This is a genomic window from Mesorhizobium sp. M1334, assembly GCF_040317995.1.
In the GTDB taxonomy this organism is placed as follows: Bacteria; Pseudomonadota; Alphaproteobacteria; order Rhizobiales; family Rhizobiaceae; genus Mesorhizobium.
This window is the reverse complement of the sequence record NZ_JAMYLM010000004.1, coordinates 89672-116421: the sequence shown is the minus strand read 5'-3', so window position 1 is coordinate 116421 and position 26750 is coordinate 89672. Positions and strand designations below refer to the sequence as shown.

The window sequence follows — 26750 nt, the reverse complement described above, 5'->3', positions numbered from 1 at the left end:
TAGGGTGGATCAATGACGGATGTTGACCCAAAGGAATTCGTGCTCGCAGGCACCGTCATGAAGCGACTTGTCTCCGGTGAACAGACGGGAGGCTTGTTGAGTCTGTTCGAAAACAGAAGCGACGGGCAGACGAAAATGCCAGTCCATGTTCATGCGAATGACGACGAGACTGTCTACGTCATCGAAGGGCAGTTGACCGCAATTGTGGACGGTGTGGTCCGAACGCTCTCGCCCGGCGAGAGCATGTTTTTGAAGCGCGGCATCCCGCAGCAGCTTAAGAATCCCGGCCGTCGGCGATCCAATCCGAGAGGCTGCGGGCAAAACTTCGCGGCACGATAAGTTCGCACGCGGTCTCGCCGGTGCGCAGGAAGAGCACGGACACGTGATGGAAGGATGTCAGCACGGCGCGGCCCGGAGCGGCGGCCGGCGCGTGCCAGTCGACGGCAATGCAGCCGGACAGAAGCCTTGCGATACCAGGGCCGGCCATTTGCAAACGAACACGACCTTCCGCGAGGGGAACGGAACAGCCGAGATCGGGGTCGACGGCAAGCGCAGGCGCTTGCGTGCCTTCGTCGAGAGCCAGCCAGAGGCGGCGAGGTGCAACGCGGATAATTAGAAGCCCGTTGTGGCGAACCGTCTCTCCGACCGAAGCGGGAAGTTTCTTGCCCAGCGGCGCCGAGACGCTCTTTTCGAATTGCGTCAATGTCGCGTCCCAGCCCTCGATCTGGATGAGCGGACAATCTGCCACGGACAGGCTGAAATCCCGAGAAGAGGTCAAGCTAGCCATGCAGCCGTTCTCCCTGTGGATCGACGAATACCGGCGAGACAACGCGGGCGCGAACCGTTTCGGCCTTCATCGGATAAACTGCTACGACCTCGCTTCCTTCTGCCGCGACATCACCGGCAAGCAGGGCCAGCCCGACATAATGGCCGCGTTCGGGGCTGAAAGTGACAGAGGTGACGCGACCGCGCCCATGGCCATGGATTTTCTCATCCGGCAGGAACAGGATGGCGCCGCCGCGCAGGCGTTTTCCGTCCTCAATGCATTCCAGTCCGACCAGGCGCTGTCGGTTGGGGGCCTGGAGGGCAGGGCGCCGTCGCAGGACGTCGCCGACGAAGCCGCTGCGCTTGCCGGCCATGCGGCCGAGGCCGAGATCATCGAGCGTCGTGCGCCCGTCGATCTCCGGTCCGGCGACATGGCCCTTTTCGACTCGCAGCGCGCCAAGCGCCTCGACGCCATAGGGCTTCAGCTCGAGCAGTCTGCCGGCTTCGAGCAGACAGCTCCAGAGCTGTTCACCGGCAGTGGCGCCGACATAGATTTCGTAAGCGCGCTCGCCGGAATAACTGAGACGCAAGATGCGGAGCCCACGGCCCTCCCACTCGCTTTCGAGTAGTCCCATGTGCGGAAGTGCCCCATCGGAAACGTCAAGGGCAGGAAAAGCGGCACCGAGGATTGCGCGGCTGTTAGGCCCGGCAACCGACATTGCCGCCCATTCATCGCTGACCGAGGTGACGGCCACACGCAAATCCGGCCAGGCCGTGTCGAGCAGGAATTCGAGACGCGACAGCACATCGGCCGCCCTGGCGGTCGAGGTCGTCATGAAGAACCGGTTTTGCGCCAGCCGCGTCGTGGTGCCGTCGTCGAAGACGATACCGTCGTCGCGCAGCATGATGCCGTAGCGGGCGCGGCCTACCGCCAGTTTGGCAAAGCCGTTGGCGTAGACGCGGTCGAGGAAGATTGCCGCATCCGGGCCCTGGACATCGATCTTGCCGAGCGTGGAGATGTCCATCAGCCCCGCGGCCTGGCGCACATTCCGCATTTCGGCGACATAGGCGTCGTTCACGTCACGTCCCGACTGCCGGTAGAAATAGGGCCGCATCCAGAGCCCGACCTCGAGCATCTCGGCGCCGTTCGCCATGTGCCAATCGTGCATCGGCGTGCGGCGGATCGGCTTGAAATGATGGCCGATGGCGCGCCCGGCAAGCGCACCGATGGCAACCGGCGTATAGGGCGGGCGGAAGGTCGTGGTGCCGGTCTCACGAATCGTTGCGTTGCGCAGCGCTGCCATGGCGGCAAGCGCGGGAAAATTGCTGGTCTTGCCCTGGTCGGTGCCCATGCCGAGCGTAGTGTAGCGCTTCAGGTGCTCGACCGATTCATAGCCCTCGCGATGGGCGAGCTCGATATCCCCGGTCGTCACGTCCATCTGGAAATCCACGAAGGCCTTTGCACGTCCAGCGGGCAGGGCTTTGCGAAGGACGGTCGAGGCGGTCTCACCGAGATCGAGTTTCGATGGAGCGGACACCGGCGCCGACTTGCCGCAGTAGGCCGCCGCTTCGATGCCGGCGCGATGGCCGTCCTCGACGGCAGCGGCGGTCGCATAGGCTCCTATCATTGCGCCGGCGCCGAACTGGCTGGCTGCAAAGACGCCCGGCACGAAGCCGTCAATGTCGTCGCGATACACAGGTTTGACACCGAGGTGTGAGGTGAGATGCACGGTTGGCGACCAGCCGCCGGAGATGCAGACCAGGTCGCAGGCGGCCGAAGATTGTCCCTCCGGACCATTGAGCGTTACGCGCCTGATCGCATGGCCGCCATGCAGGTCGACGATGCGCGTTGCGGCCCGCACCACCACGCCGAGCCGTGCGGCTTCTGCGGCAAGTGCTGCGGGCGGGACGGGGCGCAGATCGGCAACCGTCACCTCCGCGCCGGCTGCGGCATAGTCGAAGGCGGTGCGCCAGGCACCGTCATTGGTGGTGGCGACGACGATTTTCTTGCCCGGCAGGACGGCGAAACGGTTGAGATAGGTCCGGGCGGCCGAGGCAAGCATGACGCCGGGCCGGTCGTTGTTCGAGAACACCATCGGCCGCTCGATGGCGCCGGTGGCGAAAACGATCGAGCGGGCGCGCAGCATGGTGACCGTCTGCCGTGTCTCGCCATTCGGCTGCGGATTGGTTGGATCGCGCTGTTCGACCAGTCCCAGGACATTGCCGTCATAGCTGCCGAAAGCGGTCGTCCGCTTCATCACCCTGATGGTTTCGAAGCCCTCCAACTCGGCCTCGGCCTGCCGCAGCCATGCGGCCGCTGCGCTGTCGGACGGTTGCGCCAGAAGCTGGCCGCCAAGCAGGAAATCCTGCTCGATCAGCGCGACCCGCGCGCCGGCCGCGGCGGCCGCCCGCGCCGCCGACAATCCCGCCGGGCCGCCGCCGACGATGGCGACATCGGCGAAGGCATGACGAACCTCGTAGTGGTCGGGATCCGCGCCGGTGCCGGCTCTGCCCAGACCGGCAGCCTTGCGGATAAAGTGCTCGTAGAACATCCAGGCGCGGCGCGTCGGGCCCATGAAGGTCTTGTAGTAGAAGCCGGCGGACAGAAACGGTGCCAACAGTCCGTTGACGCTTTGCATGTCGAAGGCAAGCGATGGCCAGCGGTTCTGACTCTCCACGACCATACCGTCGGCGAGTTCCAGTGTGGTCGCCGGCAGGTTCGGCTCGCGCCTCCCGGCGGTCCCGAGCGTAACCAGCGCATTCGGCTCTTCGGGGCCGGCGGAAAAAATGCCGCGCGGGCGATGATATTTGAAGCTGCGCCCGACCAGCGTGACGCCATTGGCGAGCAGGGCGGAGGCAAGCGTGTCGCCGCGATATCCAGCCAGCTTGCGGCCGTCGAAGGTAAACTCGACCGGCTGCTCGCGGATGATGCGGGCACCCACCGACAGCCGTTTGCGGTTTGAACTCATTCCGGTGACTTCCTGAGAGTTGATTTCCTGGCCCGCAATTTTCTGGCGAAGTCGACGGCTGCGATGGCATGGTTGCGGGTGTCGCGTTCGACCACCAGCCATTGCCGGCAACCGGTCACGTGCTGCCAGAATTCACGGTGCGGGCCGGCCGGGTTTGTCCTGACATAGACATAACGGTACCAGGCCTCCGGATCGGGATCGTCATGGGCCGGACGCTTGACCGAGGCATCGCCGCCATAGCGGAACTCGTCAGGGTCACGCGGGCCGCAGCAGGGGCATTCGATGCGCAGCATTTTGTCCCGCCTCCTATTGCAGCCAGGCGGAAGGGCCGGCGCCGGCCTCATCGAGCGTGTGGCCGGTGCGGAAACGATCGAGCCCGTAGGCCGCGATCAAGGGATGCGGTTTGCCGGTGGCGATCGTGTGGGCGAAGCACCAGCCGGAAGCCGGCGTCGCCTTGAAGCCGCCATAGCACCAGCCGCCGTTGAGATAGAGACCCTCGATCGGCGTCGGGCAGATGATCGGGCTGGCATCGGGGGTCATGTCCATGACGCCGCCCCAATGGCGAAGCAGACGGACGCGCGAAATGCATGGCATCAGCGCAATCGCTGCCTCCGCCACTTCGCGCACGACGCCGAGATTGCCGCGCTGGGCGTATGAATTGTAGCCGTCGAGATTGCCGCCGAAGACCAATCCGCCCTTGTCGGACTGGCTGACGTAGAAATGGTCGGCGCCATAGGCCACGACGTGATCTACCAGCGGCTTCAGCGGCTCGGTGACGAAAGCTTGCAGCACATGGCTTTCGATCGGCAGTTCAAGCCCAGCCTTGGCGCCGAGCACGGACGTGTGGCCAGCGACCGCGAGGCCGACCTTGCCGGCGCCAATCCGGCCTTTCGTCGTTTCGACGCCGACGATGCTGTCGCCGTCACGGACAAAGCTGTCACCTCGCAGTTCTGGATGATGTCGACGCCATGGCTGTCGGCGGCACGCGCATAGCCCCAGGCGACGGCGTCGTGGCGTGCCGTGCCCGCGCGGCCCTGAAAGATGGCGCCATGGATCGGGAAGCGGGCGGTGTCGGAAAAATCGAGATAGGGCACCAGCCGGCGCACGTCTTCGCGGTCGAGGATGTCGGCGTCGATGCCGTTCAGCCGCATGACGTTGGCGCGGTGGCTGAAACCGTCGAGCTGATCGGCCGAATGCGCCGTGACGAGTTGACCGCGCTGGGAGAACATCACGTTGAAATTCAGCGCCTGAGACATGTCCTCCCAAAGCTTCATCGAGAATTCGTAGAACTGGGTGTTGCCGTCGAGCAGGTAGTTGGAGCGGATGACGGTGGTGTTGCGGCCGACATTGCCGCCGCCGACATAACCCTTTTCGAGCACCGCGACGTCACGGATGCCGTGGTTCTCGGCGAGGTAGAAGGCGGTGGCCAGGCCGTGTCCGCCGCCGCCAATAACGATCACGTCATAGGACGATTTTGGCTCCGCGGCCCGCCAGGCTCGCTGCCAGTTCTTCTGGCCTGACAGCGCGTTGCGGAAAACCGAAAATGCCGAGTAGCGCGCCATGTGTGCAGGCCTATCGAATGATCGGGCAGGCCGGCGTGCGGGTAAGCACTTCGGCGCCCGCATCGGTCAACAGCACCGCGTTGGAGACGAAGTCATTGCCGCGACCCGTTCCCATCAGCCACGACAGGATGTGAAAGCTCATCCCGGTCTCGATCTCGAGGTCGGAATCGTGCCTCAAGCCGGTCACCGAATTGCCGCCGGTCCATGACGGCGGCTGGCCGGCGCCGACAAGGTAACCGCAGTGATGGCGGCGATAGTGGGAAAGACCGGCCTCGTCGGCGACGGCCTGCCAGGCGGCGTAGACATCGCGCGCCTTGGCGCCCGGCCGTAGCGCCTCGACGACCGCGTTGAACGCCTTGGCGGTCACCTCCGCCATTGTGGCGTCTTCATCGCTGATGTGGCCTATGCGAACGAGCCGGCCGAGCGGGGCGTGGTAGCGCGAGATGCACCCGGACAGTTCGACAAAGACGGGCTCGCCCTTGCGGTAGATCCCGTCGCCCCAGGTTGTGTGCTCTTCACCCAGGCGCGCGGCCGGGCGGATGAACGGTCCGAAGCCCGGCGCATGACCGCCGGCGCGGATCATTGCCGCAACACATTGGGCGGCGACCTCCTGTTCGGAAGCGCGATCGGAGATCGCCGCGATCGCGGCACCGGCGGCGGCGTCCGTCACTTGTGCCGCCCGCCGCATCAGCGCCTGTTCTTCGGCGCTTTTCACCCGCCGCATTTTGTCGATCAGACCGGAGACGTCGCTCCACTTTGCATCGGCTTTCATCTGGAGTGCCACGGCAAGTCCATGGCTAAGGCCGGCTGTCCAGTATTCGAGGCCGATCCGCTTGCCGGATAGGCCGAGCTCTGCCAGCACCCGCGCGGCAAGGTCCGCCGCCGTTTCGCTGTCGGAATGGCCACGGAATTCCGCTGCCTTCACCTGCTTCTCGATCGTCACCTTCTCCATCGAACGGGTGACCAGAACAGGTTTTCCCCGGAGCGGGACAATCAGCAGGTGAGGGGCAAAATACCCCCAGTGATCAAGCCCGGTGAGATAGAAGACGTTCTCCGGCGAGGCAAACACTGCCGCGTCGAGCTCACGCTCAATCAGTGCAGTACGGACCTTTGCCAGGCGGCCGGCGATTTCGGCTTCGGAAAAAGGATTGCGGTCCATCGGGCGTCCTCGTGCTTGTTGCCGGCTTGCTGGCGGGCATGGTCTTTTCGGCAGCCGGGTTCCCGGCCGCCATGTCAGTCGATGACGATGAGTTCGCGCGCCACATCGCAGAGGCGTTCGCCGCCGCGTTCCGTGACGACGAACGATTCCGAGATGGCGATGCCGAAATCGTCGAGCCAGACGCCGGCCATGAAATGGAAGCACATCCCAGGCTGCATCTCGGTAGTATCGCCCGGACGAAGGCTTGCGGTGCGTTCACCCCAATCGGGCGGGTATGCGAGCCCGACCGGATAGCCGACGCGGCTGTCTTTCTTCAGCCCGTTCCGTCGCAGGACTGCCTGCCAGGCGGCTTCCACCTGTTCGGCGGTGTTGCCGGGGCGCGCCTTCTCGAGGCCAGCGTCGACACCCTCGACGATCGCCTTGGCCATGTCGAGGATGGCTTGCCGCGGCTTGCCGAAATGTACCGTCCGGGTCAGGGCTGCATGATAGCGGCGGCGCACGCCGGCGATCTCCAGAATGGCGAGGCCGCTGTCCGGCAGCGGCGCGTCGGACCACGTCAGATGCGGCGTGCTGGTGCCTTCGCCAACGGGCATCAGCGGACAGATCGCGGCATAGTCGCCGCCCGCTCCGGGCACGCCCATGATCTGTGCGTGATAGATTTCCGCAATGACATGGTTTTGCGGCACGCCGGGCCGCATTTTCTCGATGGCGCGGTTCATCGCATGCGTGCAGATCGCACCCGCCTCGCGGATCAGCACCAGCTCGGCTTCGGATTTGACCAGCCGCGCCCAGTTGACGAGATCGTGGTTGTTGGCGAAGTGCGCTTCGGGCAGTCCTTCGACAAGGTGGGCGTGGCAGCGCGCAGTGTAATAATGCGCGTCCATCTCGACGCCGATACGGGCCTTTTCCCAGCCGCGCGACCGGATCAGTCGGGCGAGTTCGTCATAGGGGTGTTCGACGGGCTGCTGCACCAGCCGCTCCGAGAACGGCACGATGTTTGTCTCCGGCAGGCCGGTTGTCAGGCGCGCGCTCTTGGCATCCTGCGCCCTGCCGAACCAGATCGGCCGATCCTCCTCCAGATGGACGAGGACGCACTGCGGAACATAGAACGACCATCCGTCATAGCCGGTCAGCCAGCACATGTTGGCTGGATCCTGACAGACGATGAGATCGAAGCCGGCTTTTTGCATGCGTGTCTTCACGCCGGCGAGGCGCTGCCCATACTCCGCTTGCGTGAATGTCCCGAACCCGTTCGCAGTCGCCACCGAAATCCTGCCTTCCAGGTACGCCGCTTGTCCTTTGATCAACATGGGCAAACGGGCCAAATTGTGCACAACTCGACGTCAATTTGTTGGCTAACTACGAATTATCGCCGAATTTCCATGGTTTCTATATCTCTGCTTGCGAAATGTCTAGGGCAGTTGTATACGTCTTATCAAGCAGGCGTCGACCTCGAAGAAGGCCGCGCCCTGGGAACCATCCACAGTTGTCCAATGGGAGAAAAGCATGCTCAAATCATCGATATCGCGCCGCATGGTCGTGAAAGCGGCTGCCTGCATCGCGCTCGCCGCGACGTCATTGACGTCGCTGTCCGCTCACGCGGAAACCACCCTCGAACGGGCCAAGAAGGACGGCTACATCCGCGTCGGTTTCGCCAACGAGGCGCCGTTCGGTTACGCCACGCCAGACGGCAAGCTGACCGGCGAGGCGCCGGAAGTCGCCAAGGCGGTGCTCGCCAAGATGGGCATACCGCAGGTCGACGGTGTTTTGACCGAATTCGGCTCGCTCATTCCAGGTCTCAAGGCCGGCCGCTTCGACATCATCGCCGCCGGCATGTTCATCACTCCGAAGCGCTGCGCCGAGATCAACTACTCCGAGCCGTCCTACGGTATCGGCGAGGCTATGCTGGTGGCAAAAGGCAATCCGAAAGGCATCAAGGATTTTTCCAGCATCAAGGACAATCCGGATCTCAAGCTTGCCGTGATGGCCGGCGCCGTCGAAGGCGGCTTCGCCAAGGAAGCGGGCGTTGCCAGTGGGCAGATTGTCTCCTTGCCCGACCAGTCCAGCCTGGTCGCGGCCGTCCAGTCGGGCCGCGCCGACGCTGCTGCGCTGACCGCTCTTTCGATCGCCGATATGGCCAAGAAAGCCGACGGCGTCGAATCGACCAAGCCCTTCGGCGAGGTTGCCGGCAAATCGGTGAAAGGTCATGGCGGCTTCGGCTTCCGCAAGGAAGACACCGACCTGCAGCAGGCGTTCAACGCCGAGCTGAAGAAGTTCATCGGTTCGCCGGAGCATATTGCGCTGGTCGAGCCGCTCGGCTTCGGCAAGGACTACCTCCCCAACAAGACCACCGCGGAGCTTTGCGCGGGCAAGTAGGTTCCCAACTGCTGGCGGCGCGAAAGCGCCGCCCTTTTTTCTCCGGGGGAATCGCATGGGTATCCGTACGCTCGTTGCCATGCTGGTCATCGCGCTCGTCGTGATCGGCGCCTTGGCAACACAGGAAAGCTATCGAGTGTTCATGCCGGGGCTGCTGCAAGGCGCGGTCCTGACAATCGAGATCGCCGTCCTCGGCAGCCTGCTCGCAATCGTCATGGGCGTGCTTGCAGCACTTGCACGGATGTATGGCCCGACGCCGCTCAGATGGCTGGCCACGGTCTATGTCGAGATCTTCCGCGGAACGTCGGCATTGGTACAATTGTTCTGGCTGTTTTTCGTGCTGCCGCAATTCGGCGTCACGATCAACGCTTTCGTGGTGGCAGTCCTGGCACTCGGCCTGAACGTCGGTGCCTACGGGTCGGAGGTCGTGCGTGGTGCGATCCTTTCGGTCGCTCGCGGCCAGTGGGAGGCATGTACGGCATTGAACATGAGCCGGCCACAGATGTTGCGCCGGATCATCCTGCCGCAGGCCTTTGTGGCGATGATCCCGCCCTGGGGCAACCTGTTCATCGAGCTTCTGAAATCGACAGCGCTGGTGTCGCTGATCACGCTTTCCGACCTCGCCTTCAAGGCGCAGCAAATGAACCAGAATACGTTCAAGACCATTCCGATCTTCACACTTGTCCTTTTGATGTACCTGGCAATGTCGCTGGTTCTCACCATCGGCATGCGGCTTCTCGAAAGGCGGGCATCGATCGGACTGGCGCGAGGGAAGGCAGCATGATCTGGGACTGGGCATTTGCTTTTGAAATCCTGCCGGTGCTCGCCCGCGCGGCCATCGTCTCCATCGAGGCGACGCTGATCGGCTTTGCACTTGCCGCCTCGCTTGGCCTGGTGCTGGCCGTCGTCCGTATCGCCGTGCCGTGGACCGGCTGGACAATTTCGGTGCTGGTCGAACTGATCCGTTCGACCCCGCTGCTTATCCAGATATTCTTTCTCTATTTCGTCTTTCCGAAATTCGGTGTCGTGCTCGACGCCTTCACCGCCGGGGTGCTGGCCATCGGCATCCACTATGCCGCCTATTGCTCCGAGGTCTATCGCGCCGGTTTCGACAACATCCCTCGCGGCCAGTGGGAAGCCTCGATCGCACTTAATCTTTCGGCCTGGACAACGTTCCGCGACATCATCATTCCGCAGGCGATTCCGCCGATCGTTCCGGCGCTCGGCAACTATCTGGTTGCCTTGTTCAAGGAGACGCCATTGCTGTCCGCAATCGCCGTGCTGGAGCTGATGCAGACGGCCAAGATCATTGGCTCCGAAACCTTCCGCTACACCGAGCCGATGACGCTGGTCGGTCTGTTCTTCCTTGCCATGAGCCTGGTTTCTGCTGCGCTCATTCGCTCCCTCGAAGGCCTGCTCAACCGGAGGACCATGCGATGACGGAACAACCGATGGTTCGCTTCGACAATGTATCGAAACGCTACGGCACGTTAACCGTTCTCGACGGGCTTAATCTGGAAATAGCACGCGGCGAAAAGGTCTCCATCATCGGCCCGTCCGGCTCCGGCAAGACGACGGTGCTGCGCATGCTGATGACGCTGGAGACGATCAATGACGGTGTCATCTGGGTTGAAGGCGAGCCGCTGACCCATATGGAGAGGAACGGCAAACTTGTTCCCGCCGATCTCGCCCACATCCGCAAGATCCGCGCCAAGATCGGCATGGTGTTCCAGTCGTTCAACCTGTTCCCGCACATGACGGCGATGCAGAACTGCATCGAGGCACCGATAACCGTGCTCGGCATGAAGCGGGCCGATGCGGAGGCGCGTGCCGCCGAACTGCTCGACATGGTCGGCTTATCGGATAAGAAGGACCACTATCCCTCGCAGCTCTCCGGTGGTCAGCAGCAGCGTGTCGCCATCGCACGCGCTTGCGCCATGCGGCCCAAGATCATGCTGTTCGACGAGGTGACCTCGGCGCTCGACCCCGAACTCGTCGGCGAAGTGCTTGAAGTCATCCGAAAACTTGGTAGGGAGCATGACCTCACCATGCTGATGGTTACCCACCAGATGGGATTTGCCAAGGAATTCTCCGATCGTGTCTGCTTTTTCCACGCGGGCAAGATCTGCGAGCAAGGGCCGCCAGGCGAGTTGTTCGGCACCCCCAAGAACGAGCGGACACGGCAGTTCCTGCACGCTGTCCTGGAGGCTGGATGACGCTTGAGACAGATGCCACGCGCACAGCCGTGACCGCCGCGCCGCCACGTCCGCTCTCGGCCCGGGAGCGATTTGAACGCATTTACCGGATACTGCGCGACCGCATCTGCCTGCTCGATTACGCGCCGGGAAGCCATCTGTCCGAGGAAGAACTTGCCCAGGAATTCGAGATCAGCCGCACGCCGGTCCGGCGTGTCCTGGCGCGTCTCGAATCCGAGGGTCTGGTTCAATCCGTCCACGGCGTCGGCACGATCGTCACCGATGTCGATATCGAGGAATTGCAGCAGGTCTATCATGTGCGCCTGGAGCTGGCGCTCCTCGTCGGCAAGCTTTCGCCGATCCCGCGCACGGCGGACGATCTCGACCGGATACGGGCGCTCATCGCGCGTTGCGATGCCGATATACTCAATCCCGACCAGCGCGCTTTCCTGCGCCTCAACATGGATTTTTTCTACGAGCTCACGGCGATGACCGGCAACCAGCCGCTGCGCGAGATCAGCGAGCGCCTGTATTTTCAGGTCGCGCGCGTCGTCCTGAAGATGATGCCGCAATTGGGCCTTGTCGAGGAGTTCACCGCGTTCCGCCGCGAAATGGAAGAGGTCCTTGCCGCCGCCGAGATCGGTGACTGGGAGTCCATAGGGCACATAAGGCGGGCGCACATCTCAATGAGCTTTCGCCGCATGATGCGTCATGCAGGCGAGGCGAATCTGGATAGAGCAACATAGTCAGCCCCTCGGGTTGTGCTGGCCGCCAAGGTCGGCGACAGCGATAGTCAAAACCGAATGTGCGGTTTCATAGCAGTCTCCTCTGGTCGAAGAACGCGCCGAGAATTCACTGGCAGTGCAGCAGATAATGAATCTGTCGCGGGGTGCTTCCCGTCAGGCGGCGGCTCTCGCGGACAAGATGCGCCTGGTCGGAATAGCCCGCTTCGGCCGCCAGCATGGCGGTGGAGCTGCTGGAGCGGCTCGAAAGCCGCAGAAAGCGCTGGTAGCGGAGGATACGGTCAAGCGTCTTGGGGCCATAGCCGAAGCTCGTGTCGAAGCGCCGGCGCAACGTCCTTTCGCTCATCTCGAGCGCGCGCATCAACCAAGGGACGAGCGGCGCGTCGGGTGGCGGCCCGCGCTCGATCAAACGATATGCCGCCTGCATGGGAACGTCGGTCGCGGGCGCGGGCACCTCCTCGGCGACGACCTGTTGGAGCGAGCAGGCCAGATCCTCGGGACTGTCGCTGGCGCGCACGCGGCTGGCGAGGCGGCGAGCTCGCGCCCCCCACAGATCTTCGAGCGACAGCCTCTTGCCGACCAGCTCGATTTGCGGCACGCCGAGCCATGCCGCCGCCGCGGCAGGATGGAAGCGCAAGCCGATCACGACCTCGTCCGCCGCTAGAACCTCGGTCTGCGGTTCCTTGTCAGGGCCGGCAATTCGGAAGCTGCCCCCGATCCATTGCAAATCGATCGTTGTGTCGGGCATGATGACGATTGGCGGTGAGCCCGCCGGGTCCATTCGATGCACCCACACCGAAGCAAAGCTCCCGCGAAGCCGCGCCGACGCTGGACGTTGCTGAAATGAACCCGTTGCCTGCGCTGGGACGGGATCGCTCATCTCGCTCCCCTTCGGATTAGCAGCGGTGAACCTACGGCGCAGCGGCTGCGCCCGGCCGTCGCTCGAGACAACGTCTTCCAATCGAGAACGGTTGCAAGAATCGGTTGTTTTCTTCCGGCCGGAACGAAGAGGGCAGGTGGGGGGCGATGCCACGTGCATCGCCATCCGCAGCGCCGTGTGCGGCTCATACGTCAATGGCCGTTCTGTTCAATAAGGCACGCGAGATGCGTGCTTATCTTTCGGCGTCGTACATCACATGAGAGGTATGCGTCATGAGCAACAACAACGACCAACGGATCGACTACGTCGAATTCAACGTGAAAGACATTCAGCGGTCACGCGACTTCTACGGAAAGGCGTTCGGCTGGACCTTCACCGACTACGGCCCGCAATATTGCGAGTTCAACGACGGGCGCTTGTCAGGTGGCTTTGCTGCTGGCCCAGCGAGGTCCGGAGGAGGCCCGCTCGTCATTCTCTATGCCGATGATCTGCCGGGAACTGTCAAGCGTGTCGAGGAAGCGGGGGGCAAGATCGTCAGGCCGATTTATGGCTTCCCCGGCGGCCGGCGCTTTCATTTCGCGGACCTGGACGGTTACGAGCTAGCGGTTTACACCGAAGATGGCAGCAATGAATGATCGCGTTCCTCCCACCTCGGGTTGGTTTTGCTCGGCGGCGTCTTGATCTGGGCGGGCGCCGAGCATGTCCTCCGATTCCGGGCGATTGCAGCGTCCCTGGCCGGGCGGGGCTTCCTGCTCCCAAGCCTCTTCTCGCGGCCGGATCGGTGCTGGAGATTGCAGGCGGCTTTTGCCTCGCAACGGGCCTTGGTGGACGCTTTCCCGCCGCGGCCTTGGCCGTATTCACCATTACGGCGTCGTTCATGGCGCTCAACTTCTGGTCCTACAGAGGCGATGAACCGAAGCGCTTCGTACCGGCTTCACCATCAATGTTGCCGTCTTGGGCGGGTTGATTGTCGCCGCGACCACTAGCCTGTGATCATCGTTCGAGGCGGCGGCTTCGTCTTCATCTGCAATCAGCCGCTGGTCGTTGGTGATCCGGTGTTTTTGCAGCATTCGCCTATCGCTGCCAGAAGGGCAGCTTGGCGATCTCTTCCTCGGCCTGTCGCCTCGTCAGACCGATATCGTCGATCAGATGGGGATTGGTCTCCGCCAATCGCTTGAGATCCCAGCGAAAGCGTGTCGGCTCGCGCCAGGCCGCGATAATGCTTCGCAGCGTCGCCAGGCTGTAGCGCCGAGGCGATGCTTCCGCCGGCCGCACTGCCTGAAGCGGGGCCGAGGCAAAGGTGGGAATATCGTTCATGGCAACCTCCATATGGTTTGAGGGGCCCATACGATTTTGGGAGTGTGGGGCCCTCGACCTGAAAGAGGCTGAATTCTGCAGGATACGAACCGCGCCGTAATTAAGCTCTCCCAAATAGTTCTCAAAACTTCCAAACGGGCTATAGATGCGCCGTATGCAGGGATCGCGCTTTGCCTTTGGTCCGTTCGTGCTTGATCCGGGTGCGGGAACGCTTATTCGGAACGATGTCCCCGTTGCCGTTAGCTACCGCGGGCTAAAGCTGCTTGCGGCGCTCGTCGGACGGCCCGGCGAAATCCTTGAAAAGGCTGAGTTGATGGACGCGGCGTGGCCGGGTACAGCCGTCGAGGAAGGCAACCTAACCGTCCAGATCGCGCTGCTGCGGAAGCTGCTTGGCCCGGCCGCCGACGGCGGTGAATGGATCGCCACGGTTCCGCGCGTCGGCTACCGCTTCACGGGCTCCGTCGAACAGCTCGGCGTCGCGAAGCGAAAACCTTTGCCGCTGCCCGACAAACCATCGATAGCCGTGCTGCCCTTCGTCAATGTCAGCAACGATCCCGAGCAGGAATCCTTCGCGGACGGGTTGACCGAAGACCTGATCACCGACTTATCCAGGATCTCCGGCCTCTTCGTTATCGCACGCAACTCGGCCTTTGCTTACAAAGGAAAGGCGATGGACGTGCGCGGGATCGCACAGGACCTTGGTGTGCGCTACCTGCTGGAGGGTAGCGCAAGGCGCGCCGCAGGGCACGTACGCATCAACGCACAACTGGTCGACGCGGTGAGTGGCGATCATCTATGGGCGGAACGCTTCGATCGCAGCCTGGAAGATATTTTTGCCGTTCAGGACGAGGTCACCGGCAAGATCGTCGAGGCGTTACTCGGCCGGCTGCGCGCACCGCCGCCGCGCAATCGGCCCCAAAATCTCGAGGCCTACGATCTCTGCGTGCGGGCGCGCAAGCTGATGGATGATTCGCCGCAGACGGCGCAGGAAGCGCATCTGATGCTGACCCGCGCGGTTTCGCTCGATCCGGAATATGCCGAGGCCTATCGCTGGCTTGCCATGAACCACTGGATGGGATGGGTGCATTCCGGCGGACCAACCGAAACATCCCGTAGCGCTGCTTTGGAACTGGCGCGCAAAGCCGTGGCGATCGACCCCAACGATGCCGGCTGCCGCTGGGTTTTGGCTTACCTGCTTGCCTACGAGCGCAGCTTCGCCGAGGCGGATGCGGAATTCGCCAAGGCGATCGAGCTCGACCCGAACGAGGCCGATGCCTGGGCGGCATTGTCCGACATCGCGGTCCTGGCCGGACGGGTCGAGGAGGGTCTTGAGCACATTCGCAAGGCGTTCCGGCTGAATCCGTTTCCGGCAAGTTGGTATTATCTCGCGCTCGGCCAGGCGCAATATGCGGCCGGCGAATACGAAGCCGCTGTCGAGACACTGCGCAGGGACGAGACCTATCGTACAAGCTCACGCCGTTTCCTGGCGGCAAGCCTTGCCCAACTCGGCCGGCTCGACGAGGCGCGCGCAGAGGTCGAACTGTTTCTCGTCGGCAACCCGCATTTCACAACCCGCCACTGGGCGGCGACGGAGCCATTCCGCGACGCTGCGACGCTTGAGCATTTCGTTGACGGCTTCCGTAAGGCCGGCCTTCCGGAGTGACGCGCCGGCGCCGTCGCACGGTTCGTGCGACCTATTCCTCAAAGCGACCCGTGGCGTCACGATCGCGCTCGTATCGTCTCGTGAGCGGAAACGGCGGCAACCAGGACTCGCGACGGATGATCCAGCTTTCGTAAGTTGGCATCAGTTGGTCAGGCGCGTCCAGGGATCCGAGGTTCACTTCGACTTCGTCGGCGGTGCGGGCGAAAACGGTCGAGCCGCAGCGGGGACAGAAAAACCGCCCGGCATAGTCGCGTGTTTCGCCGTCGATCGTCACCGCATCTTCGGGAAATATCGCGGAAGCGTGAAAAAGGGCTCCATGATGCTTGCGGCAGTCGAGACAGTGACAAAGACCGACCCGGTATGGGCGCCCCGACGCGACAATTCGGACGTTGCCACACAGGCAACCGCCGGTGAATCGGTCCATGCTGCGTCTCCTCCAAAATCAAGCGGCCGGAATGGTTACAACGACCGGCACTGTTGTTGCAATCGGCGCGCCGCGGGCGGGGACACGTCGTTCTTCCGTGGCGATGACATTGCAGCCGCCTCTCTATGCCTTATGCGAGCTTGCCGCCGAAAATAGGCTTTGGTTTGTCATATGGAACGAAACGGCGCGTTCCATTGAGCCGCCAACTCGGCGGCCGAGGCGAGCTTGACTCCGCAGTCGGCGAGTATGCGTGCGACCGTCGCTACCGCCTCGGCGTTGGACGAGGCCATGCTGCCGTTCGGAAGGAAAAGATTGTTTTCGAAGCCGACCCGGACATGGCCCCCAAGCAATGCGGCGGCGGTCACGCACGCCGCTTCGTTACGGCCGAAGGCGCAGACGCTCCAATGATCGAAGCGCGGCATGTTCGCCGCGAGGAATGGCAAGAGATCGGCAGGAACGGACGTCTGTCCCGGCGTGTAGCGGCCCAGCACGTAGAGAACCGGTATGCTTGCCCAAGGGGTCAGTCCGCGTTGCTGCATGTCCGAAAGCCTGACGGCCTCCTCGGGCGAATAGAGGATGATCTGTGGCGCAACCCCCTCGGTGTGCAGCCAGGCCATGAAGCGCACGAAGGCGAGTTCCGATCCGGCATCAGGAACGATTTCGCGAAGCGCCAGGGAGACAGCTTGCGGCTTCACATCTTGTACGACGGCCATCTGTTGGGCCGGCGAATAGATACCGAGTGCTTCGGAGGTGATCTGGATTACCAAGCGGTCGCCGGCAGCACCGCGGATGGCGGCGATCGCCTGGCGGTAGGCGTCGGCGTCGAGCAGATGATTGCCGCTTCGGTCGCGGACATGAACGTGGATCATAGCCGCACCGGCATCGGCGCATTCCGCGGCCGTCCTCGCAAGTTCGGCTGGTGTCAGCGGAATCGCCGGATGGTCGGCCTTGCTGCGACGTCCCCCGTTCGGGGCGACGGCTATGGCGATGCCGTCGACACCATGGGCCGGCTTCATGGGAACGTTCTGTAAGCGACAAGATTCATATGAATCATCTTTGATCACACTGAAACAGACGTTGCAATCGCTGGTCTGGCGAGCTAGCAATATCCATGGACCAGGAAGAGCTTGCTGGACAGATCGTCACTGCCTTCGACGGCATGTCGGCGCAGCTTCGGTCCGCCGCGCGCTATGTCCTTGATAAGCCGTATGATGTCGCGCTGTTGTCCATGCGCGAGCAGGCCCGGCACGCAGGAGTGCAGCCGGCGACGATGACGCGGCTGGCCCAGCATCTCGGCCTTGATGGCTACGAGGCGGTACGCGATATCTACGCCGCCGCGATCCGGGACGGCGAAATCGGTTTCGCCGGCAAGGCGGGCCTTCAGGTCGCCAGCCAAAAGCTCAAGGGCGACCACGCGCTGGCGGCCGATATTCTGGATTCGATTTCCAGCCAGCTTGCCCATCTCGCCGAAGGCAGGTCGATCGACCGTCTGGTCGAGACGGCCAGGGCGCTCAGTGCGGCAAGGCGCGTCTATTGCCTCGGCCTGCGCTCGAGCCACGCGGTGGCCTGGCATCTGCATTACATCCTGTCGCTGATCGGCGAGAAGTCGGTGCTGCTGCACGGCATCGGCGGAACCGATGGCGACGCTCTGGCCCATGCGACCAGGGACGACGTGCTGATCGCCGCCAGCGTCCTGCCCTACACGCGCTTCACCATCGAGCTTGTCGAGTACGCTGCCGGCCGCGGCGTACCGGTCATTGCGATTACCGACAGCGGGGTAGCGCCCTTGGCGCTGCTTGCCGATCACCTGGTCGTCGTGCCGACCGGCAGCCCGTCCTTTTTCCACACCATGACGCCAGCTTTCATCGTTGCTGAGGTCCTCGGTGCTCTTGTCGCGGGGCAGGCAGGCGAGGGCGCTGTTGAGTCGCTGCGACGTTTCGATGAGCAGGGCGCCGCCCTCAAGACCCATCTGAACCAGCGTCCGCCGAAGAAAATGCCCATCAGGGACCGTCGATGACACACATTCTTCATCGAACCATCCGCTCGACGCTGCCGGTCGCCGCTCGCGGCCAAGGCATCGAACTGTTCGATGCCGAGGGCAAGTCCTATATCGACGCGTCGGGTGGCGCCGCCGTGTCCTGTCTCGGCCACGGTCATCCCGACGTGATCGCCGCGCTGCACGCCCAGCTTGACCGCATCGCCTACGCACACACCAGCTTCTTCACCACCGAGGTGGCGGAGCGCTTGGCGGATCGGCTGGTCGAGGACGCGCCGAAAGGGTTGGACCACGTCTATCTGGTCAGCGGCGGCTCGGAGGCGGTCGAGGCCGCGCTCAAGATGGCCAGGCAATATTTCGTCGAGAAAGGGGAGCCGCAACGGCGCCATCTCATCGCACGCCGGCAGAGCTATCACGGCAATACGCTCGGCGCTCTCGCCACCGGCGGCAACGAATGGCGGCGCGCCCAGTTCAGGCCGTTGCTGATCGAGACCCACCATATCGACCCCTGTTACGCCTATCGCTATCAAAAGCATGGCGAAAGCGACGAAGCCTATGCGGCGCGCGCCGCTCGGCAGCTCGAAGACAAGATCCTTGAACTCGGCCCGGACGAGGTCATCGCCTTTGTCGCCGAGCCGGTGGTGGGTGCGACACTCGGCGCCGTGCCGTCGGTCGCCGATTATTTCAAGCACATTCGCGCGATCTGCGACCGCTACGGCGTGCTGCTCATTCTCGACGAAGTGATGTGCGGCATGGGCCGTACCGGCACGCTGCATGCGTGCGAGCAGGACGGCATCGCTCCCGACCTGCTGACCATCGCCAAGGGGCTCGGCGGTGGCTACCAGCCGATCGGCGCGGTGCTGCTTGGCCGGCATATCTTCGAAGCCTTTGCCCAGGGCTCGGGCTTCTTCCAGCATGGACATACCTATATGGGGCATCCAATGGCGGCGGCGGCCGGCCTCGCCGTGCAGGAGGTCATCCGGCGCGACCGCCTGCTCGACAACGTCAGTGCAATGGGCGCGCAGCTCGACGAGCGCCTGCACCAGCGCTTCGATAATCACGATCACGTCGGCAACATTCGCGGACGAGGTCTGTTCAGGGGAATCGAGCTGGTGGTCGATCGCGCCAGCAAGGAACCGTTCGACCAGAGATTTGAACTCAACGCTCGCATCAAGCGCGAAGCAATGGCCCGCGGCCTGATGATTTATCCGATGGCCGGGACGATTGACGGTGTGCGGGGCGTTCATGTGCTTGTGGCGCCGCCTTTCATCATTTCCAGACAGGATATCGATCGGATCGTCGAACGGCTCGGTGAGGCGATCGACGCTGCGATCGCTTCAGCGGCCTGAACCGCACGACGCGGACCGCCTCAATCAGTTCCAACGCGTCATCGGCGATGGGCCGGGACACCCACCAGAGAGGTAGCAACCATGTACAGTTCAATGAGAACCCTGATCGGCGCGGCGGCTTGCATGCTGCTGGCGCTGCCGTCCGTCAGAGCCGAGCAGCGCTTCGTCACGGTCGGCACCGGCGGGGTCACCGGCGTCTACTATGCCGTCGGCGGCGCCATTTGCCGGCTGATGAACAAGGACCGGCAGAAAACCGGCATCCGATGCTCGACCGAGTCGACCGGCGGTTCGGTCTTCAACGTCAACTCCATCCAGACTGGCGATCTCGATTTCGGCTTGACCCAATCGGACGTCCAGTACCAGGCCTATGAGGGGACCGGAAATTTCGACGGCAAGCCGTTCAAGGATCTGCGGGCCGTCTTCTCCGTCCATCCCGAGCCGTTTACCGTGCTGGCGCGGCCCGATGCCGGCGTCACCAAATTCGAGGACTTCAAAGGCAAACGCTTCAACGTCGGCAACCCCGGGTCAGGCACCCGCTCATCGATGGAGGAGTTGCTGAAGCAGATGGGCTGGACGCTCGGCGAGTTCTCGCTTGCCGCGGAGCTGAAGGCGGACGAGCAGGGCAGCGCGCTGTGCGACAACAAGATCGACGGTTTCTTCTACGGCGTTGGTCATCCTTCCGCCGCGATCCAGGATCCGACCACGGCCTGCGGCGCCAAGCTCATCCCGCTGACCGGTCCGGCAGTGGACGCGCTGTTGGCAGCTCATCCGTACTATTCAGTCGCCACCATCAAGGGTGGCATGTACGCCAACAACCCGGACGACGTGAAGACATTCGGCGTCCGCGCCACCGTGGTGACGAATGCCAGCACGCCCGATGAGGTGGTCTACGAGCTGGTGAAGTCGGTCTTCGAAAATTTCGACGACTTCAAGAAACTGCATCCGGCTTTCGCCAATCTCGATCCCAAGGAGATGATCAAGACCGGTCTGTCGGCGCCAATGCATCCGGGCGCGGAGCGCTATTACAAGGAGAAGGGCTGGCTCTGAGGCCTTCAATGCGAGGCGCCAAGGGCGCCTCGCATCGCAAATAATTGTGAGGAACGATGACAGATCAAAGCCAGCGGGCGGCAGCGCCTGACCAACCCGTTATCGACATCGACAAGCTCAGCGAGATCGTCGCGGAAGCCGACACCGGTGGACGCAAGCCGACCGGCCGCACCGCGAAGCTGATCCTCGGCGTATCGCTTGCATGGTCGCTGTTCCAGCTCTGGTATGCTTCGCCCCTTCCGTTCATGCTCAATTTCGGCGTTGTCAGCGACGGCATCGCCCGCTCCATCCATCTGGCCTTCGCCTTGTTTCTGGCGATGCTGACGTTTCCGGCCTTCAAGACCTCATCGCGCAGCCGGGTGCCGCTACCCGACTGGGTGCTAGGCATCGCCGGGGCGGCGTCCGCCCTCTATCTGCTGGTCTTTTATAGCGATATCGCCCACCGGCCGGGTCTTCCCACTACAGCTGACCTGGTCGTATCGATCGCCGGCGTCCTCATCCTGCTCGAGGCCGCCCGTCGCGCCGTCGGACCTGCCATCACTGTCATCGCGGCGATCATGCTGATCTATATTTTCGCCGGGCCTCACCTTCCTGGCCTGCTCGGCCACAAGGGCGCGACGTTATCGCGCGCAGCCTCGCAGATGTGGCTGACGTCCGAGGGGGTGTTCGGTGTCGCCCTCGGTGTGTCCACCAATGTCGTCTTCATGTTCGTTTTGTTCGGAACATTGCTGGAGCGCGCCGGCGCCGGCGGCTTTTTCATCCAGCTTGCCTTCTCGCTGCTCGGCAAATACCGCGGCGGTCCGGCCAAGGCCGGTGTCGTGGCTTCCGGCCTGACCGGCATGATTTCCGGCTCTTCGATCGCCAATGTCGTGACCACCGGAACCTTCACCATCCCGCTGATGCGGCGGGTCGGATATTCTGCGGTGAAGGCGGGTGCCATCGAATGCGCGGCCGGCGTCAATGGTCAGCTGATGCCTCCGGTGATGGGCGCCGCCGCGTTCCTGATCGCGGAATATGTCGGCATCTCCTATGCCGAGGTGGTCAAGCACGCCTTCTATCCGGCGCTGCTGACCTACGGCTCGTTGTTCTACATCGTCGATATCGAGGCGATGAAGACAGGGATGAAGGGCCTGCCGTCACGCCGCACGCACTCCGCATTTCAGGGTGCACTGCGCGGGCTGATGGGCATATGCGGCTTCATCGTCCTCGCAGGGCTTGTCTATTACGGCATTGGCTGGACGAAGATCGTTTTCGGCGCGGCCGCGACCTGGATGATCACTGCCGCGCTGATCGCCGTTTACATCGGCCTCGTCGCCTACCGAGCGCGCTATCCCGACCTGCCGCTCGAGGATCTGGAGGGCGAGATCGTCAGGATTCCGCACTTCGGCGAGACGGCGCGCACTGGATTGCATTTTCTGCTTCCGGTGATCCTGCTGATCTGGTGCCTGATGGTGGAGGAGCTGTCGCCGGGCCTCTCGGCATTCTGGGGCGTTGTCGCCCTGATGGCGCTGATCGTCACGCAACGGCCGCTCACCGCCTTTTTCCGCAAGGACCGAGCGCTGGCACGGCATTGGCTTCACGGTTTCGACGATCTGATCGGTGGCCTGTCCGCCGCTGCGCGCAACATGACGACGGTCGGCATTGCCACTGCGACGGCCGGCATCATCGTCGGCACGGTCCTGCTCACCGGCATCGGGCTGGTGATGACCGAGCTCGTCGAATTCATCTCGGGCGGCAGCTTCATCGTCATGCTTTTGTTCACCGCGGTGATCTGCATCATTCTCGGCATGGGCATGCCGACGACCGCGAGCTATGTCGTCGTCGCCACCTTGATGGCGCCGGTCATCGTCGATTTGGCGGCGCAGAACGATCTTGCCGTGCCGCTGGTCGCCGTCCACATGTTCGTTTTCTATTTCGGGCTGATGGCGGACGTGACGCCGCCGGTGGGGCTGGCGGCTTATGCTGCTGCGGCAATTTCAGGCGCCGATCCGGTGAAGACCGGGATTCAGGGCTTCAAGTACGAGATCCGTACCGGCCTCTTGCCATTCATCTTCATCTTCAACACCGGACTGCTGATGATCGATCTCGAAGGGCCGTTCGACTTCGTTGCGATGGTCGTGACATCGACGCTGGCCATGGTCTCGTTTGTAGCAGCGACGCAGAATTGGATGCTCGTGCGCAACCGCTGGTACGAGACGATTGCGTTGCTTCTGGCCTGTTTCATCTTGTTCAGACCGGGATTGTTGCTCGATCAGGTGAGCGAACCTTATCGGGCAGTGCCTGCCTCCGAACTCAGCCGTATCGTCGACGAGACACCCGAAGGCGGAGCGGTTCGCCTGCGCCTGACGACACTGAACCTCAACGGCGATGAGATATCGAAGCTGGTTCGGCTACAACTCGGGCCCGCAAATTCATCGGCCGAACGCCTGAAGGCTGTGGGGCTGGACGTCAGCGCGCTCGGCGACAGCGTGACAGTCGGCGTCGTGCGACTGGGCAGCCAGGCGGCCAAATTCGGCCTGCAGCCCGGCGACGAAATCAACCAGGTGCTAGTGCCCGCGGAGCGGCCGTCGCGCTATTGGTTTGCGATTCCAGCCCTGCTGTTGCTCGGTCTCGTCTTCTGGATTCAGAAGCGGCGAAGGCGGGCAGTCGGCCCGTAAGCGTCTTGTGAGCGGAAGAGGCTCGCCAGCATGTCAGTAACAAGAGAACCAAACGGCGCCGCGGAACCGGCTAATGCGGAAATGCGCATGACGACGCGCGACCGCCCCTTCGAACCCGTCGACTACGGGCTTTACGCGCTGACGGTCATTGCCTGGAGCGCATCGTGGTTCGCGATCGAACTTCAGGTCGGCAGCGGCGTGTCGAACGAGGTCAATCTGGTCTGGCGCTTCGCCATCGCCACGCTGCTGATGTTTGCCTGGGCGGCTTTTTCCGGTCGGCGGCTCCGCTTTCCGATCACCGATCATTTGCGCTTTGCTGTGCTTGGCATCCTCATCTTCTCGTCGAACTTCCTGGTTTTTCTATTATGGCGCCGGCTATCTCGTCAGCGGCTTGCTCTCGGTCGTCTTCTCGCTCGCCTCGGTCATCAACATGCTGCTCGGTGCCTTGGTCATCGGCGAGCGCCCGGCGCCGCGCATTCTCGCCGGCGGCGTCATCGGCTTCGCCGGCATAGCGCTGATGTTCTTCCCCGAAATCGCTGCCAACGGGCTTTCCGGCGGCACGTTGGTGGGCCTTCTTCTGTGCCTCTGCGGCACCCTGAGCTTCTGCGCCGGCAATCTCGTCTCCGTCGCAAACCAGCGCCGCGACCTGCCGCTCGTTTCAACCAACGCCTGGGGCATGCTCTACGGCACTTTGTGGTCGGCGTTCCTGGCCTTCCTGTTCGGTGAGCCGTTCGTGTTCGCGACGACCGCCTCTTATATCGGCTCGCTGGTCTTCCTCGCCGTCATATCGACGGTCGTGGCTTTCGCCGCCTACCTGACGCTGCTCGGACGCATTGGCGGCGCCCGCGCCGGTTATGCGACCGTCATATTTCCCGTCTTTGCGCTTTTGATCTCCACGGCGCTGGAAGGCTATGCCTGGACTGCGTATGCGATCATCGGGCTCGTCCTCGTCGCCGCCGGAAACGTCCTGGTCATTCGAGGAGGACGACGCTGACGCATGCAATGCGTCGCAATGCGCCGCCTTCCGCTGCGCGGGCCCCGCCACATAGGTGCACCGGATAAATCGGGCGGGGCGCCTTCTTCTTCTGTCTGTTTATCCAGCTTGACTCTCTGGGTCGTCAGTTTAGGCTGCGGTCAATGGGTCAGACCAATGTACCAGGGCGGCCGGGGAGGGGAATTAGACGCGCATGCCGATCCAGGCTGTTGAACCTCGCCGGCTATACCGACAGGTCGCCGATCAGCTCAGGCAGCTGATCGATGCCGGCGAGTTTTCCATCGGCGACCGTCTGCCGACCGAGCGGGATCTGGCCGACCAGCTCGGAATTTCCCGCCCGACGGTCCGTGAAGCGCTGATAGCGTTGGAGGTCGAAGGCCGCATACGCATCCGCGTCGGCTCGGGTATCTACGTCACCGATCCGCCGAACGCCGCCGCCTCCGAACCCGAAGTCGAGGAAGGCCCGTTCGAGCTGTTGCGCGCGCGCGAATTCGTCGAAGGCGCGATCGCCGCCGAAGCGGCCCTCCATGTCCGGTCTGCAGATATCGAGCGGCTCGACGACGTGCTGCGCCGGATGGAGGCCATGCGCCACCCCAACAAGATGACCATTGCGCTCGACCGGGAATTCCATACCGCTGTCGCCGGCATTCTCGAGAACGCGGTGCTGGTGCGCTTCATCGGCGAGCTTTTCGACCAGCGCATGAACCCGTACTTCGAACGCCTGTCGATCTATTTCGAGACCAGCGATTCCTGGCAGGTCGCGGCAAGGGAACATCGTGCCGTGCGCGATGCAATTGCCGCGCGCGACCCCGAGCGGGCCAAGGCCGCCATGCAGCAGCATCTGCGCCAGTCGCAAATCAGATTCTCACGCAATTTCGATGAGAGAGCCGCAGCCAAGGAGGTTGCGGAATAGCAGTTGGCCTGGGGGAGATCCGGCCGTCAAGTTCAACCAGGGAGGAATTAGATGCTGAGAAAATACGCAGTTCTGCTCGGTGCGATCGCCGCAATTGCCATACCCATGGCGTCGGCCTCGGCGGAAACGGTCCTGAAATGGGCACATGTCTACGAGACGACGGAGCCCTTCCACACCGAATCCGTGTGGGCTGCCGACGAAATCAAGAAGCGCACCCAGGGCCGCTATGCCATCGACGTCTATCCGGCCTCGCAGCTTGGCAAGGAAGCAGACATCAACCAGGGCCTGATGCTCGGCACCGTCGATATCATCATTTCCGGATCGAGCTTCGCGGCGCGCGAATATCCACCGATCGGCGTCACCTATTTCCCGTACACTTTCCGCGATGCCGACCATCTGCTGAAATACACCAAGAGCGACGTCTACAAGGCCCTGACCAAGGGCTATGAGGACAAGACCGGCAATCACATCGTCGCCACCACCTATTACGGGACGCGGCAGACCACCTCGAACCGGCCGATCGCCAAGTGCTCCGACATGCAGGGCTTGAAGATGCGCGTTCCCGACGTGCCGGCCTATCTGGCCATGCCGCGTGCCTGCGGCGCCAACACGGCGCCGATTGCCTTCGCCGAGGTCTATCTGGCTCTGCAGAACGGCACGGTCGAGGCCCAGGAGAATCCGCTGACCACCATCGAGGCGAAGAAATTCTACGAGGTGCAGAAGAATATCGTGCTAACTGGCCATATCGTCGATCATCTCAACACCATCATATCGGCGTCGCGCTGGGCCTCGCTGTCCGACGAGGACAAGAAGATCTTCACCGAGGTGATGCAGGAGGCTGCCGCCCGCGCCACTGCAAAGATCGTCGCCCGCGAAAAGGAACTGGTGCAGGTATTCAAGGACCGCGGCATCACCGTAACGGATGTCGACCGTGCCGACTTCGAGAAGAATGTGTTGGAGAAGGTCACCTTCGACGAGTTCGGGTACAACAAGGCCGATTGGGAAGCGATCCGCGCTATCAAGTAGAGCATCGGAAACTGGATGCTCAATCAAGAGGATAGAGCGGTAATCGGATTCGCCGCTTTAACCTGCCTATCCGTCCGGCTTCAAACTGCGCCGGACGGCCTTCCAATCCTTGACGATCCACCAGCTTCGGGAGTGCGCGCCAATGGCCGAGGAACACCACACCGAGATCACCGTCGAAGAGATTGCGCACGCCTTCGAGGAGGTGCCGATACGCGTCGACCTGTCGGACCACGGTATCGAGGACTGGGTCACGCTTGCCGTGTTCTGGGGCATGGTCGTCTGTGTCTTCCTGCAGTTCTTCACCCGTTATGCGCTGAACAACAGCTTTGCGTGGACCGAGGAGATCGCCATCAACGCGCTCGTCGTCGTTGTCTTTCTCGGCGCCGCCATGTGCGTGCGCCTTTCGCGCCATATCCACGTCGACGTGCTTTACCACTATCTGCCGGAGCGTGTCGGCCGCTGGCTGGCGCTCGCCGTCGATATTATCCGCATCGCATTCTTCGCCTACGGATCCTGGCTGATGTGGCGCTACGTCACGATCGTGGCGCATGAGCGCATGGTCACCGTCAACCTGCCGCGGCGCTGGTTCTTCTACGCCGTACTGGCCGGCTTCGTGCTGATGCTTCTGCGCTCGATCCAGGTCTTTATCGGCAATTACCGGCGCGGCTATTCGGTGCTCGAGCGTCCTGGTGCGTTCGAGACGGCGGGGGTCTGA

At 62.8% G+C, this 26750-nt stretch carries 26 protein-coding genes and 1 pseudogene; 17 read left to right on the top strand and 10 right to left on the bottom strand.

The window, feature by feature from the left end; all coding sequences use genetic code 11:
* Positions 1-12: 12 nt before the first annotated feature.
* A complete protein-coding gene (locus NKH17_RS10210; RefSeq protein ID WP_352895672.1) occupies positions 13-339 on the top strand; it encodes a cupin domain-containing protein in 327 nt (108 codons plus the stop codon).
* On the opposite strand, the gene NKH17_RS10205 is transcribed toward NKH17_RS10210, so the two are convergent.
* The 6 genes and pseudogenes from NKH17_RS10205 to NKH17_RS10180 all read right to left on the bottom strand — a co-directional run bounded on the left by NKH17_RS10205 (position 275) and on the right by NKH17_RS10180 (position 7765).
* Positions 275-787, bottom strand: a complete 513-nt coding sequence (locus tag NKH17_RS10205; protein ID WP_352895671.1) for a sarcosine oxidase subunit gamma family protein — start codon at positions 785-787, stop codon at positions 275-277. The two genes, NKH17_RS10210 and NKH17_RS10205, sit on opposite strands and share 65 nt — an antisense overlap.
* Positions 780-3734: a sarcosine oxidase subunit alpha family protein gene (locus tag NKH17_RS10200; RefSeq protein ID WP_352895669.1), complete on the bottom strand. Its 2955-nt coding sequence runs from the start codon at positions 3732-3734 to the stop codon at positions 780-782. The genes NKH17_RS10205 and NKH17_RS10200 overlap by 8 nt, the downstream gene beginning before the upstream one ends.
* Positions 3731-4027: a sarcosine oxidase subunit delta gene (locus NKH17_RS10195; protein ID WP_502910585.1), complete on the bottom strand. Its 297-nt coding sequence runs from the start codon at positions 4025-4027 to the stop codon at positions 3731-3733. The genes NKH17_RS10200 and NKH17_RS10195 overlap by 4 nt, the downstream gene beginning before the upstream one ends.
* 13 nt (positions 4028-4040) lie before the next feature.
* Positions 4041-5296 (bottom strand): annotated as a pseudogene (locus NKH17_RS10190) (sarcosine oxidase subunit beta family protein).
* A 10-nt stretch (positions 5297-5306) separates the two neighbouring features.
* Positions 5307-6455, bottom strand: a complete 1149-nt coding sequence (locus NKH17_RS10185; protein WP_352895668.1) for a M24 family metallopeptidase — start codon at positions 6453-6455, stop codon at positions 5307-5309.
* A gap of 74 nt (positions 6456-6529) precedes the next feature.
* Positions 6530-7765 carry a M24 family metallopeptidase gene (locus NKH17_RS10180; protein ID WP_352970687.1) on the bottom strand — a complete coding sequence of 412 codons (1236 nt, stop codon included), beginning with the start codon at positions 7763-7765 and terminating at the stop codon, positions 6530-6532.
* A 196-nt stretch (positions 7766-7961) separates the two neighbouring features.
* Between NKH17_RS10180 and ehuB the strand changes: the two genes are divergently transcribed.
* From ehuB to NKH17_RS10155, 5 genes are read left to right on the top strand one after another with little or no spacing between them, the layout of a single operon-like run.
* A complete protein-coding gene (gene ehuB / locus NKH17_RS10175; RefSeq protein ID WP_352807697.1) occupies positions 7962-8831 on the top strand; it encodes an ectoine/hydroxyectoine ABC transporter substrate-binding protein EhuB in 870 nt (289 codons plus the stop codon).
* 55 nt (positions 8832-8886) lie between these two features.
* On the top strand, positions 8887-9615 hold the full coding sequence (gene ehuC / locus NKH17_RS10170; RefSeq protein ID WP_352476742.1) for an ectoine/hydroxyectoine ABC transporter permease subunit EhuC: 729 nt from the start codon (positions 8887-8889) through the stop codon (positions 9613-9615).
* Complete coding sequence (gene ehuD / locus NKH17_RS10165) at positions 9612-10271, top strand: ectoine/hydroxyectoine ABC transporter permease subunit EhuD (RefSeq protein ID WP_254818530.1); 660 nt, start codon at positions 9612-9614, stop codon at positions 10269-10271. Before ehuC ends, ehuD begins: the two co-directional genes overlap by 4 nt.
* Complete coding sequence (ehuA, locus tag NKH17_RS10160; RefSeq protein WP_302895675.1) at positions 10268-11047, top strand: ectoine/hydroxyectoine ABC transporter ATP-binding protein EhuA; 780 nt, start codon at positions 10268-10270, stop codon at positions 11045-11047. The genes ehuD and ehuA overlap by 4 nt, the downstream gene beginning before the upstream one ends.
* Positions 11044-11772 carry a GntR family transcriptional regulator gene (locus NKH17_RS10155; RefSeq protein ID WP_352895666.1) on the top strand — a complete coding sequence of 243 codons (729 nt, stop codon included), beginning with the start codon at positions 11044-11046 and terminating at the stop codon, positions 11770-11772. Before ehuA ends, NKH17_RS10155 begins: the two co-directional genes overlap by 4 nt.
* Positions 11773-11878: 106 nt before the next feature.
* Here the strand turns inward: NKH17_RS10155 and NKH17_RS10150 are convergent, their stop codons facing one another.
* On the bottom strand, positions 11879-12649 hold the full coding sequence (locus NKH17_RS10150) for a helix-turn-helix domain-containing protein (RefSeq protein WP_352895665.1): 771 nt from the start codon (positions 12647-12649) through the stop codon (positions 11879-11881).
* 272 nt (positions 12650-12921) lie between these two features.
* On the opposite strand from NKH17_RS10150, the gene NKH17_RS10145 reads away from it, so the two are divergent.
* Positions 12922-13284, top strand: a complete 363-nt coding sequence (locus NKH17_RS10145) for a VOC family protein (RefSeq protein WP_352895664.1) — start codon at positions 12922-12924, stop codon at positions 13282-13284.
* On the top strand, positions 13281-13616 hold the full coding sequence (locus NKH17_RS10140; RefSeq protein ID WP_352895663.1) for a DoxX family protein: 336 nt from the start codon (positions 13281-13283) through the stop codon (positions 13614-13616). Before NKH17_RS10145 ends, NKH17_RS10140 begins: the two co-directional genes overlap by 4 nt.
* 107 nt (positions 13617-13723) lie before the next feature.
* Here the strand turns inward: NKH17_RS10140 and NKH17_RS10135 are convergent, their stop codons facing one another.
* Positions 13724-13966, bottom strand: coding sequence for a DUF1127 domain-containing protein (locus tag NKH17_RS10135; RefSeq protein WP_352895661.1), 243 nt, complete (start codon positions 13964-13966; stop codon positions 13724-13726).
* A gap of 154 nt (positions 13967-14120) precedes the next feature.
* Between NKH17_RS10135 and NKH17_RS10130 the strand changes: the two genes are divergently transcribed.
* Entirely contained in the window at positions 14121-15629 is a 1509-nt protein-coding gene (locus NKH17_RS10130; protein ID WP_352896007.1) for a winged helix-turn-helix domain-containing tetratricopeptide repeat protein, read from the top strand.
* Positions 15630-15660: 31 nt separating this feature from the next.
* Here the strand turns inward: NKH17_RS10130 and NKH17_RS10125 are convergent, their stop codons facing one another.
* Both NKH17_RS10125 and NKH17_RS10120 read right to left on the bottom strand, forming a co-directional pair.
* Positions 15661-16053 carry a GFA family protein gene (locus tag NKH17_RS10125; RefSeq protein WP_352508686.1) on the bottom strand — a complete coding sequence of 131 codons (393 nt, stop codon included), beginning with the start codon at positions 16051-16053 and terminating at the stop codon, positions 15661-15663.
* A gap of 167 nt (positions 16054-16220) precedes the next feature.
* Positions 16221-17069, bottom strand: a complete 849-nt coding sequence (locus NKH17_RS10120; RefSeq protein WP_352807707.1) for a beta-keto acid cleavage family enzyme — start codon at positions 17067-17069, stop codon at positions 16221-16223.
* Positions 17070-17164: 95 nt separating this feature from the next.
* Here NKH17_RS10120 and NKH17_RS10115 point away from each other — a divergent pair, with 95 nt between their 5' ends.
* From NKH17_RS10115 to NKH17_RS10080, 8 genes are all read left to right on the top strand, one after another.
* Entirely contained in the window at positions 17165-18070 is a 906-nt protein-coding gene (locus tag NKH17_RS10115) for a MurR/RpiR family transcriptional regulator (RefSeq protein WP_352476750.1), read from the top strand.
* Positions 18067-19398: an aspartate aminotransferase family protein gene (locus NKH17_RS10110; protein WP_352895658.1), complete on the top strand. Its 1332-nt coding sequence runs from the start codon at positions 18067-18069 to the stop codon at positions 19396-19398. The genes NKH17_RS10115 and NKH17_RS10110 overlap by 4 nt, the downstream gene beginning before the upstream one ends.
* 93 nt (positions 19399-19491) lie before the next feature.
* Positions 19492-20445 carry a TAXI family TRAP transporter solute-binding subunit gene (locus NKH17_RS10105; protein WP_352476752.1) on the top strand — a complete coding sequence of 318 codons (954 nt, stop codon included), beginning with the start codon at positions 19492-19494 and terminating at the stop codon, positions 20443-20445.
* Between the two features lie 56 nt (positions 20446-20501).
* The gene (locus NKH17_RS10100) at positions 20502-23102 is read left to right on the top strand and encodes a TRAP transporter permease (RefSeq protein WP_352895656.1); all 2601 of its coding nucleotides are present in this window, start codon (positions 20502-20504) and stop codon (positions 23100-23102) included.
* A gap of 253 nt (positions 23103-23355) precedes the next feature.
* On the top strand, positions 23356-24096 hold the full coding sequence (locus tag NKH17_RS10095; protein ID WP_352970679.1) for a DMT family transporter: 741 nt from the start codon (positions 23356-23358) through the stop codon (positions 24094-24096).
* A gap of 193 nt (positions 24097-24289) precedes the next feature.
* The gene (locus NKH17_RS10090) at positions 24290-25009 is read left to right on the top strand and encodes a FadR/GntR family transcriptional regulator (RefSeq protein WP_352476755.1); all 720 of its coding nucleotides are present in this window, start codon (positions 24290-24292) and stop codon (positions 25007-25009) included.
* A gap of 51 nt (positions 25010-25060) precedes the next feature.
* A complete protein-coding gene (locus tag NKH17_RS10085) occupies positions 25061-26035 on the top strand; it encodes a sialic acid TRAP transporter substrate-binding protein SiaP (protein WP_502901837.1) in 975 nt (324 codons plus the stop codon).
* A 142-nt stretch (positions 26036-26177) separates the two neighbouring features.
* A complete protein-coding gene (locus tag NKH17_RS10080) occupies positions 26178-26750 on the top strand; it encodes a TRAP transporter small permease (RefSeq protein ID WP_352508693.1) in 573 nt (190 codons plus the stop codon).